Origin of the sequence: Sphingomonas sp. 2378 (genome assembly GCF_038084995.1) — a bacterium.
Taxonomy (GTDB): Bacteria; Pseudomonadota; Alphaproteobacteria; order Sphingomonadales; family Sphingomonadaceae; genus Sphingomonas.
Genome location: NZ_JAXCMJ010000019.1, coordinates 26,839 through 42,378 on the forward strand (window position 1 = coordinate 26,839; position 15,540 = coordinate 42,378).

At 67.1% G+C, this 15,540-nt stretch carries 18 protein-coding genes; 7 read left to right on the top strand and 11 right to left on the bottom strand.

All coding sequences use genetic code 11. From position 1 onward, the window contains the following. The first annotated feature begins 10 nt into the window (after positions 1 to 10). The 3 genes from SM191_RS11045 (at position 11) to SM191_RS11055 (ending at position 3,028) form a co-directional block, all read left to right on the top strand. Entirely contained in the window at positions 11 to 1,006 is a 996-nt protein-coding gene (locus tag SM191_RS11045) for an NAD(P)H-dependent flavin oxidoreductase (RefSeq protein ID WP_445949846.1), read from the top strand. Positions 1,007 to 1,048: 42 nt separating this feature from the next. After that, entirely contained in the window at positions 1,049 to 2,119 is a 1,071-nt protein-coding gene (locus SM191_RS11050; protein WP_341506246.1) for a sialidase family protein, read from the top strand. Between the two features lie 90 nt (positions 2,120 to 2,209). Then, complete coding sequence (locus SM191_RS11055; protein WP_341506247.1) at positions 2,210 to 3,028, top strand: shikimate 5-dehydrogenase; 819 nt, start codon at positions 2,210 to 2,212, stop codon at positions 3,026 to 3,028. A 140-nt stretch (positions 3,029 to 3,168) separates the two neighbouring features. Here the strand turns inward: SM191_RS11055 and SM191_RS11060 are convergent, their stop codons facing one another. Then, positions 3,169 to 3,570, bottom strand: coding sequence for an EVE domain-containing protein (locus tag SM191_RS11060; protein ID WP_341506248.1), 402 nt, complete (start codon positions 3,568 to 3,570; stop codon positions 3,169 to 3,171). A 139-nt stretch (positions 3,571 to 3,709) separates the two neighbouring features. Here SM191_RS11060 and SM191_RS11065 point away from each other — a divergent pair, with 139 nt between their 5' ends. Further along, the gene (locus SM191_RS11065; protein ID WP_341506249.1) at positions 3,710 to 4,093 is read left to right on the top strand and encodes a hypothetical protein; all 384 of its coding nucleotides are present in this window, start codon (positions 3,710 to 3,712) and stop codon (positions 4,091 to 4,093) included. Between the two features lie 79 nt (positions 4,094 to 4,172). Continuing rightward, complete coding sequence (locus SM191_RS11070; RefSeq protein ID WP_307002433.1) at positions 4,173 to 4,451, top strand: DUF3297 family protein; 279 nt, start codon at positions 4,173 to 4,175, stop codon at positions 4,449 to 4,451. Between the two features lie 236 nt (positions 4,452 to 4,687). Here SM191_RS11070 and SM191_RS11075 read toward each other — a convergent pair whose 3' ends face one another. From SM191_RS11075 to lipB, 4 genes are all read right to left on the bottom strand, one after another. Then, entirely contained in the window at positions 4,688 to 6,550 is a 1,863-nt protein-coding gene (locus SM191_RS11075) for an ABC-F family ATP-binding cassette domain-containing protein (protein ID WP_341506250.1), read from the bottom strand. 359 nt (positions 6,551 to 6,909) lie between these two features. After that, a complete protein-coding gene (locus SM191_RS11080; protein WP_307002430.1) occupies positions 6,910 to 7,617 on the bottom strand; it encodes a hypothetical protein in 708 nt (235 codons plus the stop codon). Positions 7,618 to 7,830: 213 nt separating this feature from the next. Beyond that, complete coding sequence (locus SM191_RS11085) at positions 7,831 to 8,100, bottom strand: hypothetical protein (RefSeq protein WP_267434984.1); 270 nt, start codon at positions 8,098 to 8,100, stop codon at positions 7,831 to 7,833. 90 nt (positions 8,101 to 8,190) lie between these two features. Beyond that, a complete protein-coding gene (gene lipB, locus SM191_RS11090; protein ID WP_341506277.1) occupies positions 8,191 to 8,844 on the bottom strand; it encodes a lipoyl(octanoyl) transferase LipB in 654 nt (217 codons plus the stop codon). 171 nt (positions 8,845 to 9,015) lie between these two features. On the opposite strand from lipB, the gene SM191_RS11095 reads away from it, so the two are divergent. Both SM191_RS11095 and SM191_RS11100 read left to right on the top strand, forming a co-directional pair. Next, complete coding sequence (locus SM191_RS11095; protein ID WP_341506251.1) at positions 9,016 to 9,879, top strand: hypothetical protein; 864 nt, start codon at positions 9,016 to 9,018, stop codon at positions 9,877 to 9,879. Continuing rightward, a complete protein-coding gene (locus SM191_RS11100; RefSeq protein WP_341506252.1) occupies positions 9,879 to 10,628 on the top strand; it encodes a hypothetical protein in 750 nt (249 codons plus the stop codon). Before SM191_RS11095 ends, SM191_RS11100 begins: the two co-directional genes overlap by 1 nt. Here the strand turns inward: SM191_RS11100 and SM191_RS11105 are convergent. The 6 genes from SM191_RS11105 to SM191_RS11130 form a co-directional block, all read right to left on the bottom strand. Beyond that, positions 10,612 to 11,205 (bottom strand): GNAT family N-acetyltransferase, encoded by a 594-nt coding sequence (locus SM191_RS11105; protein ID WP_341506253.1) that lies wholly within the window; start codon positions 11,203 to 11,205, stop codon positions 10,612 to 10,614. The genes SM191_RS11100 and SM191_RS11105 overlap by 17 nt on opposite strands. A gap of 5 nt (positions 11,206 to 11,210) precedes the next feature. Further along, positions 11,211 to 12,071 carry an oxygen-dependent coproporphyrinogen oxidase gene (gene hemF / locus SM191_RS11110; protein WP_341506254.1) on the bottom strand — a complete coding sequence of 287 codons (861 nt, stop codon included), beginning with the start codon at positions 12,069 to 12,071 and terminating at the stop codon, positions 11,211 to 11,213. Positions 12,072 to 12,106: 35 nt separating this feature from the next. Next, a complete protein-coding gene (locus SM191_RS11115) occupies positions 12,107 to 12,562 on the bottom strand; it encodes a tRNA (cytidine(34)-2'-O)-methyltransferase (protein WP_341506255.1) in 456 nt (151 codons plus the stop codon). Continuing rightward, entirely contained in the window at positions 12,562 to 13,098 is a 537-nt protein-coding gene (locus SM191_RS11120; RefSeq protein WP_341506256.1) for an adenine phosphoribosyltransferase, read from the bottom strand. The genes SM191_RS11115 and SM191_RS11120 overlap by 1 nt, the downstream gene beginning before the upstream one ends. Positions 13,099 to 13,353: 255 nt before the next feature. After that, positions 13,354 to 14,202, bottom strand: coding sequence for a cytochrome c1 (locus tag SM191_RS11125; protein ID WP_341506257.1), 849 nt, complete (start codon positions 14,200 to 14,202; stop codon positions 13,354 to 13,356). Positions 14,203 to 14,229: 27 nt separating this feature from the next. Next, the gene (locus tag SM191_RS11130; RefSeq protein ID WP_341506258.1) at positions 14,230 to 15,528 is read right to left on the bottom strand and encodes a cytochrome b; all 1,299 of its coding nucleotides are present in this window, start codon (positions 15,526 to 15,528) and stop codon (positions 14,230 to 14,232) included. Positions 15,529 to 15,540 lie beyond the last annotated feature (12 nt).

Genomic DNA, 15,540 nt, shown 5'->3' on the forward strand with positions numbered 1-15,540 from the left:
CCAAGCGCCGATGGCGGGGGTATCGACCCCGGCCATGGCGGCGGCGGTGAACGACGCGGGCGGGCTGGGTGCGATCGCGCTGGGGGCGAGCGGTGTGGAGCAGGCCGCCGCCATGATCGCGGAAACCCGCGCGCGGACCGAGCGGCCGCTCAGCGTCAATCTCTTCGTCCACGCCCCGCCCGCTCCTGATCCGGCGCGCGAGGCGGCGTGGTGCGAGGCCCTACGCCCCGCCTTTGCCGAGCAGCGGGCCGAACCGCCCCCAGGGCTGCGCGCCATCTATGCCAGCTTCGTCGATGACGACGCCATGCTGGCGTTGCTGATCCGGGAGCGCCCGGCGGTGGTCAGCTTTCACTTCGGCTTGCCCGGCCGCGATCGAATCGCCGCGCTGAAACAGGCGGGATGCCTGTTGCTGGCGAGCGTCACCTCGCTGGACGAGGCGCGGGCGGCGGAGCGGGCCGGGATCGATGCCCTGGTCGCGCAGGGCTATGAAGCCGGGGGCCATCGCGGCGTCTTCGATCCCGATGCGCGCGACGATCGGCTGGGGACGTTGGCACTGACCCGCTTGCTGGCGGTGCGCACGGGCCGCCCCGTCATCGCGGCGGGCGGGATCATGGACGGCGCGAGCGTGTCGGCGGCGCTGGCGCTGGGCGCGGTGGCGGCGCAACTGGGCACGGCCTTCATCGCCTGTCCCGAAAGCGCGGCGGATGCGGCCTATCGCTCGGCGCTGATGGGGGAGGGTGCGGCGCATAGCGTCATGACCCGTGCGATTTCGGGGCGGCCCGCGCGCTGCCTGCCCAATCGCTTCACCGCGCTGGGGGAGCGGCTGTCCGCCGCCCCGCCCGCCTATCCCATCGCCTATGACGCCGGAAAGGCGCTGAACGCCGCCGCCAAGGTGCGGGGTGAGCATGGCTATGGTGCGCAATGGGCGGGGCAGGGCGCGCCGCTCGCCCGTGCCATGCCCGCGGGCGATCTGGTCCGGACGATCGCTGGCGAGATGCGGCGATAGCGTCTATCCGCGCGCCAGATGGCTCCGGCGGAGAATGACGGGATGAAGATGCTTGCGGCCTGGATGGCCCCCATGCTGGTCGTCGCGACCCCGATGGCGACGGCGGCGAGCCGATCGCCGATCCTGTTGTCCGAGTTCGTCGATGCGCAGGCCCCTTATCCTCAGGCCCATGCCTCAACCCTGGTGCAACTCCCCGATGGGACGCTGGCCGCCGCCTGGTTCGCCGGATCGGGGGAGAGCCGTCCCGATGTCCGCATCTGGTTCGCGCGGCGGGGGCCGGGGGGATGGAGCGCACCGGTACCGGTCGCGGACGGCGTGTCACCGCATGGCGACACGCGTTATCCGACCTGGAACCCGGTGCTGTTCCAGGCGCCGGGCAGGCCGCTGCATCTCTATTACAAGGTCGGGCCCAACCCGCGCGAATGGTGGGGCATGGTCATCCGCTCCGGCGACGGCGGTCGGACCTGGACAGCGCCCGAGCCGTTGCCGGGCGGCGCGCTGGGGCCGATCAAGAACAAGCCGGTGATCGCCGCCGACGGTGGTTGGCTCTCCCCCTCCAGCCGCGAAGAGGGAACGGCGGAGGCCAATATCTGGTCGCTGCGGATCGAGCGGAGCACCGATCAGGGGCGGCACTGGACGGTCGGCCCGCGCATCGCCTCACCCATGCATATCGAGGCGATCCAGCCCAGCATCCTGTTCCACAAGGACGGCGGGCTCGAACTGGTCGCGCGGACGCGGCAGGGGGCGCTGGCGCAAAGCTGGTCGCGGGACAATGGCGTCACCTGGTCCCCTATCGCGGCGATCGACCTGCCCAACCCCAATGCGGGCACCGATGCGGTGACCTTGGCCGACGGGCGTCAGTTGATCGTCTATAACCACAGCGCCCATGCCCCGAATACGCCCGGCGATGGCCCGCGCTGGCCGCTCAATATCGGGTTGTCGGAGGACGGGGTGCATTGGCGCAACGCCCTGACGCTGGAGGCCAGGCCGATGCCCGACGGCTATGCCTATCCGGCGGTGATCCAGACGCGCGACGGGCTGGTGCATGTGACCTATACGTGGAACCGGCAGCATATCCGGCATGTGGTGATCGATCCCAGCTTGTTGCGGTGACCTTGTGGCGTGGGCTTCGACTTCGGGGCATAGCGCCGAAGTCGAAGGCCAAGGGATGCACTCGCCACGATGCTGGGCTAAACAGCGGGAATGACTACCAAGCCCCCCATCGGTCGCGACACGCGGCTGTGCATGTCGCTGTCGGCGCGGCCCGGCAATTTTGGATCGCGCTTCCACAACTGCCTCTATGAGCTGACCGGGCTCGATTATGTCTATAAATCGTTCAGCACCACCGACCTGGCGGCGGCGGTCGGTGGTATCCGGGCTCTGAACATCCGGGGCTGCGCGATCTCGATGCCGTTCAAGGAAGCGGTGATCCCGATGCTCGATGGCCTTGCCGGGTCGGCGGCGGCGATCGATAGCGTGAATACGATCGTCAACGATGACGGGCGGCTGACCGGCTATAACACCGACTATGCCGCCGTGGTCGAGTTGATCGCGGATATCGATCGCGCGACGCCCTTCGTGCTGCGCGGGTCGGGCGGCATGGCCAAGGCGGTGGCGGCGGCGTTTCGCGATTCGGGTTTCGGCCATGGCACCATCGTCGCGCGCAACGAAGCGGTCGGGCGCGCCCTGGCCGATCTCTATGGCTTTGCCTGGGCTGGTGAATTGGCGGAGGGCGCGCCGCTGCTCGTCAACGTCACGCCGATCGGCATGACGGGGGGGGATGAGGACCAGCTCGCCTTTCCCGAGGCGATGATCGCCGAGGCGGAGATCGCCTTCGACGTGGTCCAATATCCGCCCGAGACGCGGTTCCTGAGCGTGGCGCGCGGCCTGGGCAAGCGGATCATTACCGGCACCGAGGTCGCGACCATCCAGGCACTGGAGCAGTTCGTCCTCTATACCGGGGTGCGGCCCACCCCGGAGCAGGTCAAGGAAGCGGCGGAGTACGCACGGAATATGGGCTGATCGGGACATTCCTCCCCTGGAAGGTGAGGTGGCAGGCCGTAGGCCTGACGGAGGGGTGTCGCCGCTGATGATCGGACTCATCGCTGGCGGTTATACCCCTCCACCAGCTTCGCTGGTCCCCCTCCCCTTGCAGGGGAGGATTAATTTCGAGCCAACGCCATCAGCACCGCCCATTCCGCGTCCCCCACGGGCGATACCGATAGCCGCGACTGGCGCAGCATGGGCAGGTCGGCGAGGCGCGCGTCCGCCTTCATCGCCGCCAGCGTGACGGGGCGGGGCAGGGGGCGGTCGGGCGCGACCCGAACCGAAACCCAGCGACCATCCTCGCCATCGGCGCGTGCCGCGCGGGTGATCGTCGCGATGCCGACCGCCGCTTTCTCCTTTCCGCTGTGATAGAAGAGAGCCGAGTCGCCGACCGCCATCGTGCGCAGATGCTTGGCGGCGGCGGCGTTGCGCACCCCGTCCCATTCGGTCGCGCCATCGCGGACCAGATCGTCCCAGCCATAGCTTTCGGCTTCCGATTTCAGCAGCCAATGGGCCATGTCGCCAATTTCTCCTGAACCCTGACTAAACGCCGCATTCCAACGCCATTCAGCCCCAAGCGAATAGGAAAGGCAACACGGACGCAGCGTGCGCGTTTTGCCATCAGCGGACCGGGCTTTTGAGTATCGGAGGTTCGAGATGAACGGAATGTTGAAGAAGGTGGGGATGGGCGTCGCGCTGGCCGCGACCGCGCTGACCGTCGCGGCCCCCGCCGAGGCGCAGCGTTGGGGGCGTGGCTGGGGTGGCGGCTATTATCACCGCGATCGCGGTGGCGATGCGGTGGCGGGCGCGCTGCTGGGCGGTATCGTCGGCCTGGGCGTGGGCGCGGCGATCGCGAGCAGCAACCGGCCACGCTACGTCGAGCGGGACTATTATTACAATCGGGGCTACGACCCCTATTACGCGCCGCCGCCCCCGCCGCCGGTGGTGTACCAGTATCGCAGCTATGCGCCGCGTTGCTGGAACGACTGGCGTTGGGATCCCTATTGGGGCCGCAGCGTCCCGGTCCAGGTCTGTAACTGAACCTCATGGCGGCGTCGGGAGCGATCCCGACGCCGCTTTTTCTTGGCAGGGCGACCGAGTCGGCGTTAAGGCCCGAAGCATGACCGATACCGTTCCCGATCGCCTGTCCACCAACCCGGACAGCCCCTATTTCGACCAGGACCTCCTCTCGCGTGGGGTCGGCATCCGCTTCAAGGGTGCGGAGCGCCGCGACGTCGAGGAATATTGCATTTCCGAAGGCTGGATCCGCGTCGCGCTGGGCAAGAAGGTCGACCGCCATGGCCGCCCGCTGACCCTGAAGCTGAACGGCGAGGTCGAGGCGTGGGTCGAGAATCCCGCCGATGGCGCGGAAGAGGGGTCGGACGAAGCCGAGGCCTAATCCCCTGGTCCACCCGGCGAAAGCCGGGGTCCAGTAGCGGTGCCTTGGCGATAGCCTCCCACGCGGCGGGTAGCGCGCCACACGCTGCGTGGAAACTGGGCCCCGGCCTTCGCCGGGGTCGAGTGACTTATAGGGGCGGGAAACTCCTCAACTCCCGTTCAGGCTGAGCGAAGTCGAAGCCCACGGGAAGTCCTCGCCGCACTTCGACGTCGCTCAGTGCGAACGGGGGGTACGGATCAGGCCGCCTCCATCGCCTCGCCCGCCTCCATCCAGCGCGCCTCCGCCTCGGCCAGCTTGTCGACCACCTCCGCGCGGCGCTTGTTCAGTTCGCCCATCGACAGCTTCGCGTGGCGCGGTTCGGCCGCCGCCGGGTCGTTCATCGCCTTGTCCAGCGCGTCGCGCTCGCGGGTCAGCCTGGCCATTTCGTCCTCGATCCCACGCAGCGTCTTCTTCATCGCGTTGAAGCGTTCGCGCTGTTCGGCGGAGGCCTTCTTGCTTGCCGCCCGGTCCGCCTTGGAGGCGGCGTCGCCCTGGCCCGCATCGCCCTTCAGGACGAAGGCAATATAGTCGTCCAGCGACCCGTCGAACTCCTTCGCCGTGCCGTTGTCGACCAGCACCAGCCGGTCCGCCGTCATCTCCAGCATGTGGCGATCATGGCTGACCAGCACGACGGTGCCCTTGTACATGTTGAGCGCCTGGACCAGCGCCTCGCGCGCATCGACGTCGAGGTGGTTGGTCGGCTCGTCGAGGATCAGCATGTGCGGCGCGTCGCGGGTGATCAGCGCCAGCGCCAGGCGGGCGCGCTCGCCGCCCGACAGCTTGCCGACCTTGGTCGTCGCCTTGTCGCCCGAAAAGCCGAACCGCCCGAGCTGTGCGCGCACCGCCGCCGGAGTCGCGCCGCGCATGATGCGGGTCATATGCTCCAGCGCGGTGTCGTCGGTGTCGAGTTCCTCCACCTGATATTGGGTGAAATAGCCGACGCGCATCTTGCCGCTCGCGTTCATCTCGCCTTCCATCGGCGTCAGTTGCGCGGCGAGCAGGCGGGCGAGCGTCGTCTTGCCGTTGCCGTTGCGACCCAGCAGCGCGATCCGGTCGTCCGGGTCGATGCGCAGGTTCAGCCGCTTCAGGATCGGCGTCTCGGCATAACCCACGCTCGCCAGGTCCAGCGTGATCAGCGGCGGGCGCAACTGGTCGGGATCGGGGAAGTCGAAGGACAAAGACGGGTCGTTCGCCATCTCGGCGATCGGCTGCATTTTCGACAGCATCTTGGCGCGGCTCTGCGCCTGCTTGGCCGTCGAGGCGCGGGCCGAGTTGCGCGCGATATAGTCCTGCAACTTGGCGCGCTGGGCGTCCTGATTCGCCTTGGCGGCGGCCAACTGCGCCATCCGCTCGGCGCGCTGGCGCTCGAACGAATCATAGCCGCCGGGATAGAGCGTCACCTTGCCGTTCTGGAGGTGCAGGATATGGTCGACGACATTGTTCAGGAAGTCCCGCTCGTGGCTGACCAGCAGGATCGTCGCGCGATAGGATTTGAGGAAATCCTCCAGCCACATCACCGCTTCGAGGTCGAGGTGGTTCGAAGGTTCGTCGAGCAGCAGCACGTCCGGCGCGGAGAACAGCAGCGCGGCCAGCGCCACGCGCATCTTCCATCCGCCCGAATAGCTGGACAGGGGCCGGGCCTGCATCGCTTCGTCGAACCCCAGCCCTTGCAGGATGCTGGAAGCTCGCGCGGGGGCGGTATAGGCGTCGATCGCGATCAGCCGTTCGTAGATATCGCCCAGCTTTTCCGGGTCGCTCTCGGTCTCGCTGCGCTCCATCAGTTCGGCGCGCTCGACATCGGCGGCGAGCACCGTCTCGAACGGGGTGGCGGTGCCGTCGGGGGCTTCCTGCGCGATATAGCCTAGCCGCGCGCCCTTGGGCATTTCCGCGGCGCCGTCGTCGGCCTCCAACTGGCCCGCGATCACGCGCACGAGCGTCGACTTGCCCGCGCCGTTGCGACCGATCAGGCCGACCCGGCTGCCGGGGGGGAGCGCGGCGGATGCGCCGTCGAGGATCGTGCGGCCGCCCAGGCGCACGGTGATGCCATTCAGGTTGAGCATGAGGCGCGCGTAGCAAATCCCGGCACAAAAGGGGAGAGGGCCCTTTGATCCTCCCCGGAACGGGGAGGGGGACCGCCGTGAAGCGGCGGTGGAGGGGGCGTTCCACAAGCGATGTCCTGTGAGGATGCCCCCCTCCGTCAGCGCTCCGCGCTGCCACCTCCCCGTGCCGGGGAGGATCGTGTCCTGACGTCGATCGACATTCCCCATTCCTCCCATGGCAGGGGAGGTGGCAGGCCGTCAGGCCTGACGGAGGGGTGTCGCGCTCTCGATAAGGGGACACCCCTCCACCATGCTGCGCATGGTCCCCCTCCCCTTGCAGGGGAGGAAAAATGACCCTTCAGCCTGAATGATGATCAGGCTTAGCGCGCCGCCAGATTGGTGCGGCCCGCAGGCGGCCAGTTCTGTGCCCCGCACTTCTTGACCACCCATTCGGCCTTCTTGTTCCAGCATAGCGCGTCGAGGCGCGGCATGGTGGCGGCAAAATGTTCGCGGCCGATATAGCGGGGGAAACGCTGCTCGCCATAGGGGGTCAGGCTGTTGCGCAACTCGCGCATCCGATCGACCGCCAGTTCGCCCAGATGGCCGCGCGGGGTGAAGACCGCCGCATGCGCGATCGATCCCGCCGTCTGACAGAAATTGAGCTGGGCCGCGACCGCCGCGAAGCTGGAATAGGTGCGCGTGCCATATTGATCGAGCGCCATCTGGCCTTCGCGCACCGTCTTGCTGGTGCGCTTGAAATAGGCACCCAGCGTGTCGAACGCGCCCTTCAACTCGGCATCGTGATCCTTCAGGATCGCGTTGTAGTTGGAGACGGTCGAAAGCATCGGCTCGAACTGGCATTGCAGGGCCGCGACGTTCAGCGCCGCGCGCATGTTCCACAGCAACCCCGCGCGCAATTCCGCCGGAGTCGCGCCCGGAAGCGGCTGTCCGATACCGGGTTCGTCCCCCCGAACCGGTTTGCCTTCGAAATTATAGGGCTGCAGGAAAAATTGCGCCGATGCGGGTGCTGCGGCACCCATCCCCCAAAACGCCACGCCGGCGACCAGCGCGGTACGCACCACCTTCATCTGATTTCGATCCTTCCCCCGTAGGGCCTTCGAGCGTTCCGAAACATAACGCTTTTCAGGCTTTTCCCCAAATGGAAATCGCGGGTTCGGCAAGACCGTGCGGTGGACGGTGTCGTTACGGAAGGGCAGCGAAATCGCACGGCGCCCCAAGGAAAAGGGGCCGCCCGGTCGCCCGGACGGCCCCTTCCACGTCGGGAATGACCCCGACGATGATTACATCGCGTTGGTCGCGTTGGTCATCATCGTGTCGTTGGCCATCATCATGTCGTTCGACATGGTGTCGTTGGCCATCATGCCGCCGTTCATGGCGCCGTCGACGGCGGTCATGTTGTCGGTGGCGGTGTCCATGCCTTCCGAAGCGTTCATTTCGGTGGTCATGTTCGCGTCGGTGGTGTTCTCGGTGTTCGAGCCGCAAGCCGAAACCGCGAGCGCCGCGCCGGCGATGATCGAGCCCGTCAGGACCTTGGAGATGATTGCACGCATTGGAAGCTCCCTTGATATTAAGGATTTGGAACGGCTTGCTGGCCCTATTACCCAAATCGGGGTGGACATTAATCGGATACCGCCCGGTCCTCAAGTCTCGTTTTGTCGGACCTGCCCCAGGGACTGGAGGAACGCCGGAAGAGTGAACGCTAGCGCCTCGTCAAAGGTTTCCAACGACTTGACGCCGTTTAACGCAAAAAGACTGGTCACGGGGAACTCCGGCAGGCCGCAGGGAATGATTCCACCGAAATGAGACAGGTCGGGCGCGATGTTGATCGCGAAGCCGTGAAGCGTGACCCAGCGCCGCACCCGGACGCCGATCGCGCCGATTTTCGCCTCCGTGCCCCCGTCGCGGGTCCAGATGCCGACCCGCTCGTCGACGCTGAAGGCATTCACCCCCAGCCGGGCGAGCGCGGCGATCAGCCAGTCCTCCAGACCATGGACGAACTGCCGCACATCGCGACCCCGCCGGTTGAGGTCGAGGATCAGATAGCCGGTGCGCTGGCCGGGGCCGTGATAGGTATATTTGCCGCCGCGCCCGGTCTGGAACACCGGAAAGCGCGGATCGACCAGCTCGACCGGGTCGGCGCTCGTCCCCGCCGTATAGACGGGCGGGTGTTCGAGCAGCCAGACCAGCTCGCGCGCCTGGCCCTGCGCCACGGCGGCCGCGCGCGCCTCCATCTCGGCGAGCGACTGGTCATAGGGGGTCAGGCCGGGGCTGACCCGCCATTCGATATCGGGCATGTCGGGAAAATGGGTCACGATCGCGGCTATCTGCGCCTGCCATCGCCCTGATGCAAGCGGTGGACAAGCGGGGCGTCGCGGTCGCGATGGCGTTGCACGCTGCGATGGGCTAGGTCGGGGCGATTGCCCGAACGATCAGGGGGCGACCATGTCCGGCTCAAGGGAGGAACGATGACCGTCAGGATCGGATCGGTGTGGGACAGCACGCAACAGGTGCTGGCGGGCAGGGCCGCCATGCTGATCCCCTTCGCCGCGATCGGCTTCGTCCTGCCCAGCCTGTTGCAGCTTCTGGTCCTGCCCCAGGGCGGCGCTTCGTCCGCCGGCAATGTCTCCGGGTCGGGGCTGGTGGTGACCATCATGTCGCTGGTGCTGGGGGTATGGGCGCAACTGGGGATCATGGCGCTGGCGACGCATCCCGCCACCACCTCGGCAGAGGCGTCGCGTGTCGGGTTCCGCCGCTTCTTCCCGGTATTGGGCCTGGCGCTGGCGATCGGTTTCGTCGTCGCGCTGCTGGTTCTGGTCTTCATCATCGGCATGGTGGTGTTCGGTTTCGACTTCACGGCGGCGATGGCGGTGAATGGCGATCCCTCGCGCATGCCGCCGATGCCGGGTGGCGCGGTGATCTTCGCGATGATCTATTTTCTGGTGGCGTTGCCGCTGACGCTCTGGCTGGTCGCGCGGTTGATGCTGACCTATGCCGTGGTCCTCAACGAGCGGCGGGGGCTGGGGGCGTTCCGTCGTTCGATCGCGTTGACGCGGGGCATGACGTGGCGGCTGATCGGCATGACGCTGCTGTTCCTGATCGTCCTGTCGGTGTCGGTCTTCGCGGTACAGGGCGTGACGGGCGCGGTGTTCCGGCTGATCCTGGGGCCCGACATGCTCTGGCTGGTGCTGGCGTTGACCACCTTGGCGAGTGCGGTGGTCAGCGCGGCGTTCATGACGCTGGCCTATGTCTTCGTCGCGCGCCTCTATGTCGCGACGGCGGGGGAGCAGGCGCTTCGCCAGGACGGCCAGGACGGATCGCCGCAACTCTGATGACATTGAGCATCGTCGCGACCCTGCGGGACGCCTGGGGCCTGTTCCTCCGGGATCGTTCGCTGCTGATCCGGCTGGCGGGGCCTTTCCTGTTCTGGCCCGCGCTGGCGCTGGGGCTGCTGGTTCCCGCACCGCCTCTGCCTGACGAAGGTGTGGGGGAAGCGACCGCACAGGCGACCGCCTGGATCGATTCGGTAGGGCAATGGGCGGGCCAATATGGCGGCTGGTATCTCGCCAGCTATGCCGTCGGCCTGATCGGCACCGCCGCGCTGCTCGCCCTGGTGCTCGGCGAGGGGCGGCTGACCGTGGGGGAGGCGCTAAGCCGGGCGCTGGGGATCGCGCCCCGCTATGTGCTGGCGATGGTGCTGGTCGCGCTGCCGGTCGGGGCGGGGATGCTGCTCTACATCCTGCCGGGCCTCTATGTGGCGGGGCGGCTGTTGCTCGTCGGGCCCGTCCTGCTGGCCGAGCGGCGGATGGCGGCGGTGGCGGCGCTGGCCCGCTCGGTCAGGCTGACGCGCGGGGCGGGGTTGCCGATGGCGGCGCTGTCCGCCTGCACCTATCTCGGTGGGATCGTCGCGACCCAGCCCATTTTGATGCTGATCGACCTGTCCAAGGGCGATGGGCCGGGCAATCCGGTAGCGCTGGCGCTGCTCCACGCCGCAGCGGCGGCGGTCGCGATGGCGGCGGGGCTGGCCCAGGCGCTGATCGCCGTGGCCGCCTATCGCCGACTGGTCAATCGACCGGTCTGATCCGGGGGATTTGCGGCGCGGCGTCCTCGGGCAGCAGGCCGAGCGCGCGCGGGTCGACAAAGGTCTCGATCGCGCGCCCGATCGCGGTGAAACCCTGACGCCGATAGAAATTGAGCGCGGAAGGGTGGTCGAGCGTGCAGGTATGCACCCATACCCGCTCGACGCTGGCGGTCCAGGCGCGCATCAACGCCTGCGCCATCAGCCAGCGGCCATGGCCCTGCCCCGCCAGTTCGGGGATCAGCCCGAAATAGGCGATCTCGCATTCGCCCGCCTGACGATGGTCGAGTTCCAGCAGCCCCACTTCGATCCCGGCGCGATCGACCACGGCGAAGACCGACACGGCGGGGTCATGGATGATCGCAGTCAGCATGTCGTCGGACATCACCAGTCGCGAGAACCATAGCCAGGGCGCACCCACCCGCGCGAACAGCGTCCGGTACTTGGCCGGATCGGGCTTCACCCAGGCGACCAGGCTCAGTGGCGCGGGGGGCATGGGGCGAGGGCGGGGCCGCTCGCACATCTCCAGCGTGGTGACGATGGTCGCGACCTCGGTCGCATCGACGGGGATCAATGCCATGGCGCTTACTCCCAGGTCGCGAGTGGCGGCAGGCTCATCAGGATCGCGTCGATATTGCCCCCGGTCTTCAGCCCGAACAGCGTTCCCCGGTCATAGACCAGGTTGAACTCGGCATAGCGCCCGCGCCACGCCAGCATCTGCGCACGGTCGGCCTCGGTCGAGGGCGTGTCCATGCGTCGCCGGACGATCCGGGGGAAGACGTCCAGGAATGCTTCCCCGACATCGCGGGTGAAGGCGAAATCGGCGGCGAAATCGCCCTCCAGATGGTCGTAGAAGATGCCGCCGACGCCGCGATGCACCTGGCGATGGGGGATGTAGAAATAGTCGTCGGCCCATGCCTTGAACCGGGGATAATGATCCGGGTCATGCGCGTCGCACGCGGCCTTCAGCCGGGCGTGGAAGTCGGCGGTGTCCTCTTCGATGGGCAGGGGCGGGTTCAGGTCCGCGCCGCCGCCGAACCAGCGCTTTGTGGTGGTCAGAAAGCGGGTGTTCATATGCACGGCGGGCACATGCGGGTTCGCCATATGCGCGACCAGGCTGATCCCCGTCGCGACGAAGCGGGGATCGTCGCCCGCGCCGTGGATCGTCTTGGCGAACGGCCCCTCGAAGGTGCCGCCGACCGTCGAGACATTGACCCCGACCTTTTCGAAGACCCGTCCCTTCATCACCCCGCGCACGCCGCCGCCGCCAGGCGTGCCGCTGGGGTCGGTACGGTCCCAGGCGGTATAGGCGAAGGCGGCGTTCGACCCGGCTTCGCGCTCGATCGCCTCGAATTCGGCACAGATCCGGTCGCGCAGGGATTCGAACCACCGGCGGGCGGCGTCCTGCTCGGCATCGAGCGCGATATCGGGGGTGCGGCTGGTCATCACCGGGGCGTTCTGGGCATGGCCGGGGCGGGGGGTCAACCCGCCATATGCGCCCATCCGGTCTGGCGGCGCGCCTCCGCCATCAAAATCCCGCCGGTGATCGCGACATTGAGCGAACGGACGCCCTCGCGCATCGGCACGCGGACCCGAATGTCGGCGGCGTCATGCACCGCACGCGGCACGCCCGCCCCTTCCGAGCCGAGCAGGATCACGTCGTCGGGCCGGAACGCCATATCGGGCAGCGGCACCGCCCCCAATGTCGTCGCCAGCACGATCCGCCCCGGCGTCGCGGCGCGGAAAGCCTCCCAATCGGCATGGCGCACCACCTCGGCCATCGTTGCATAGTCCATCGCCGAGCGGGCGAGCGCGCGATCGGAATAGGGAAAGCCCATCGGCTCGATCAGGTCCACCGCGACGCCGAAACAGGTGGCGGTGCGGATCAGCGTGCCGACATTGCCCGCAATGTCGGGCTCATAAAGGGCGAGGCGCATCAGTGGCCGGGAAAGGCGAGCAGCGAATCGACCGCCAGCCCCTCGGCCCGCAACGCCTCCGTGCCGCCCAGGTCGGGCAGGTCGACCAGGAACTGCGCCTGTTCGACCACGCCGCCCGCCTTGCGGATCAGCCGGACGGCGGCGCGTGCGGTGCCACCGGTGGCGATCAGGTCATCGACCAGCAGGACACGCGCACCGGGAACCAGCGCGTCCTCGTGCATCACGATCCGGTCATGGCCGTACTCCAGCGCATAGTCCTCCGCGATGGTCGCGCCGGGCAGCTTGCCGTCCTTACGGATCAGCAGCACCCCCGCGTTCAGCGGCACCGCGAGCGCGGCGGCGAACAGGAAACCGCGCGCTTCGATCCCGGCGATCAGGTCGACTTCCCCTCGCGTCGCGGCGGCCATCCGCTCGATGGCGGTCGCGAAGCCCTTTGGATCGAGCAGCAAAGTGGTGATGTCGCGGAACTGGACGCCGGGCTTGGGGAAGTCCGGGATGGTGCGGATCAGGGCTTTCAGGTCGTTATTGGCGGTCATGCGGGGCGTCATGAGCCTGTGGGCGGCAGGGGTAAAGGGGGAGCGCCCGCGTATCCCTCACTCCGTTCAGGCTGAGCGAAGTCGAAGCCCACGAGTGGACCTTCCCGCTTGGCAAAGGGATTCCCTTGGCCTTCGACTACGCTCAGGCTGAACGGAGGCGGGAGCGTGGTTCGCGGCGCATAAGGAAAGCCCCCAATAAAAAGGACGGTCTCCCCTCGGAAACCGCCCCAGTATCTCACATCGGACAACCCCGTCTCAATGCTTCACGTCGCGCCAGACATTCTGATATGCGCCCCAGGCCAGGAAGCAGAAGATCAGGATGAAGATCACCGCCCCGATCCCGGCGGCATGGCGCGATTCCAGCCGGGGCTCGGCGGTCCAGGTCAGGAAGGCGGCGACGTCCTTGGCCATCTGGTCGCGGGTCGCCAGCGTGCCGTCGGTATATTGCACCTGCCCATCCTGGGTCAGCGGCGGCGGCATCGCGATGTTGAGGTTCGCGAAATAGGGATTGTAGTGCAGCCCGGTCGGCGTCTTGATGTCCGGGAACTTGCGCAGCAACTCGGCGGGCTGGTTGCGATAGGCGTCGGGGCCGATCAGCGAATAGACGTAATTGGTGCCGTCATGCCGCGCCTTGGTCATCAGGGACAGGTCGGGCGGCAGCGCATTGTTGTTCGCCGCGCGCGCCGCCACCTCGTTGGCGAAGGGCGAGGGGAAGCGATCGGCGGGCACGTTCTTGCGCGTCGTCGCCTCGCCCGTCTCCGGGTTGATGCTCGGCTGTTCGATCACCCACTGATTGGCGATCGCCTTCACCTCGGCCTCGTTATAGCCCAGATCCTTCAGGTCGCGGAACGCCACCAGCCGCAGCGAGTGGCAGGCCGCACAGACCTCCTTATAGACTTGGAAACCGCGCTGGAGCTGGCGCCGGTCGAAGCGGCCGAGAATGCCGTCCGACGCCAGATGCGCGGGCTTGGGGTGAAGGTGGAACTCCTCCTCGGCGGTGGGGGCGGGCGGGTCGGAGACGAGCCCCGACACGCTGCCCCAGAGCGCGATGGCGAGGACCAGGGTGAAGGCCGCCCCGACCAGGAATGCGATGCCACGAACCATGTCGTAATCCTCTCTTATCGGTTCGCGTCAGGCCGAAGCCGAAGGGGTTAGGGCCGACTTGGTCGGGGCCGTCCCGCCATGCTTGGCGAGCACCGCCTCGGTGATCGAGTTGGGCAGGGGGGCGGGCCGCTCCGTCCGCGCGATCCAGGGCAGGATCACCAGGAAGTGGAGGAAATAATAGGCCGCCGTGATCTGGCTGAGGATGATGAAGAAGGGCGTCGCGGGCGAGCCCCCGCACCAGCCGAGCAGCAGCACGTCGACCACCAGCACCCAGAAGGCGACCCGCGCCTTGGGCCGGAAATTGTTCGACCGCACCGGCGAGCTGTCCAGCCAGGGAAGGAAGAACAGCAACAGGATCGACCCGAACATCGCCAGCACGCCCCACAGCTTGGCGGGCAGGATGAAGTCGGCAGTGAAGGCGCGCAGGATCGCGTAGAAAGGCCAGAAATACCATTCGGGCACGATATGCGCGGGCGTCGAGAGCGGGTTGGCCGGGATGTAATTGTCCGGGTGCCCCAGATAATTGGGGAAGAAGAACAGCAGTCCCGCGAAGACCAGCAGGAACACGCCCAGCCCCACCGCGTCCTTGGCGGTGTAATAGGGGTGGAAGGGCACCGTATCCTGCTCGCCCTTCACGTCCACGCCGGTCGGGTTGTTCGAGCCCGGAATGTGCAGCGCCCAGATGTGCAGGATGATGACGCCCGCGATCACGAAGGGCAGCAGGTAATGGAGCGAGAAGAAGCGATTGAGCGCGGCATTGTCCGGCGCGAAACCGCCGAGCAGCCAGATGCGGATCGTATCGCCGACCAGCGGGATCGCCGAGAAGAAGCCGGTGATGACCTGCGCGCCCCAGAAGCTCATCTGCCCCCAGGGAAGCACATAGCCCATGAAGGCGGTCGCCATCATGAGGAGGAAGATGACCACGCCCAGCAGCCACACCATCTCGCGCGGGGCCTTGTACGATCCGTAATAGAGGCCGCGGAAGATATGGGTGTAGACGACGATGAAGAACATCGACGCGCCATTGGCGTGGGCATAGCGCAGGAACCAGCCCGCGTTGACGTCGCGCATGATCCCCTCGACCGAGTCGAAGGCGACACCCGCATTGGCGGCATAATGCATCGCCAGCACGACGCCGGTGATGATCTGGATGGCGAGCGCGGCGCCCGCCAGCACGCCGAAATTCCAGAAATAGTTCAGGTTGCGCGGCACCGGATAGCCCGCGCCCACGGCATTGTAGACGAGGCGCGGCACCGGCAGCTTCTCGTCCAGCCAGCGCATGAGCGGCTGTTTCGGTTCGTAATGCTTGGCCCAGGGAAAGCTCATCTCTCGGGTCTC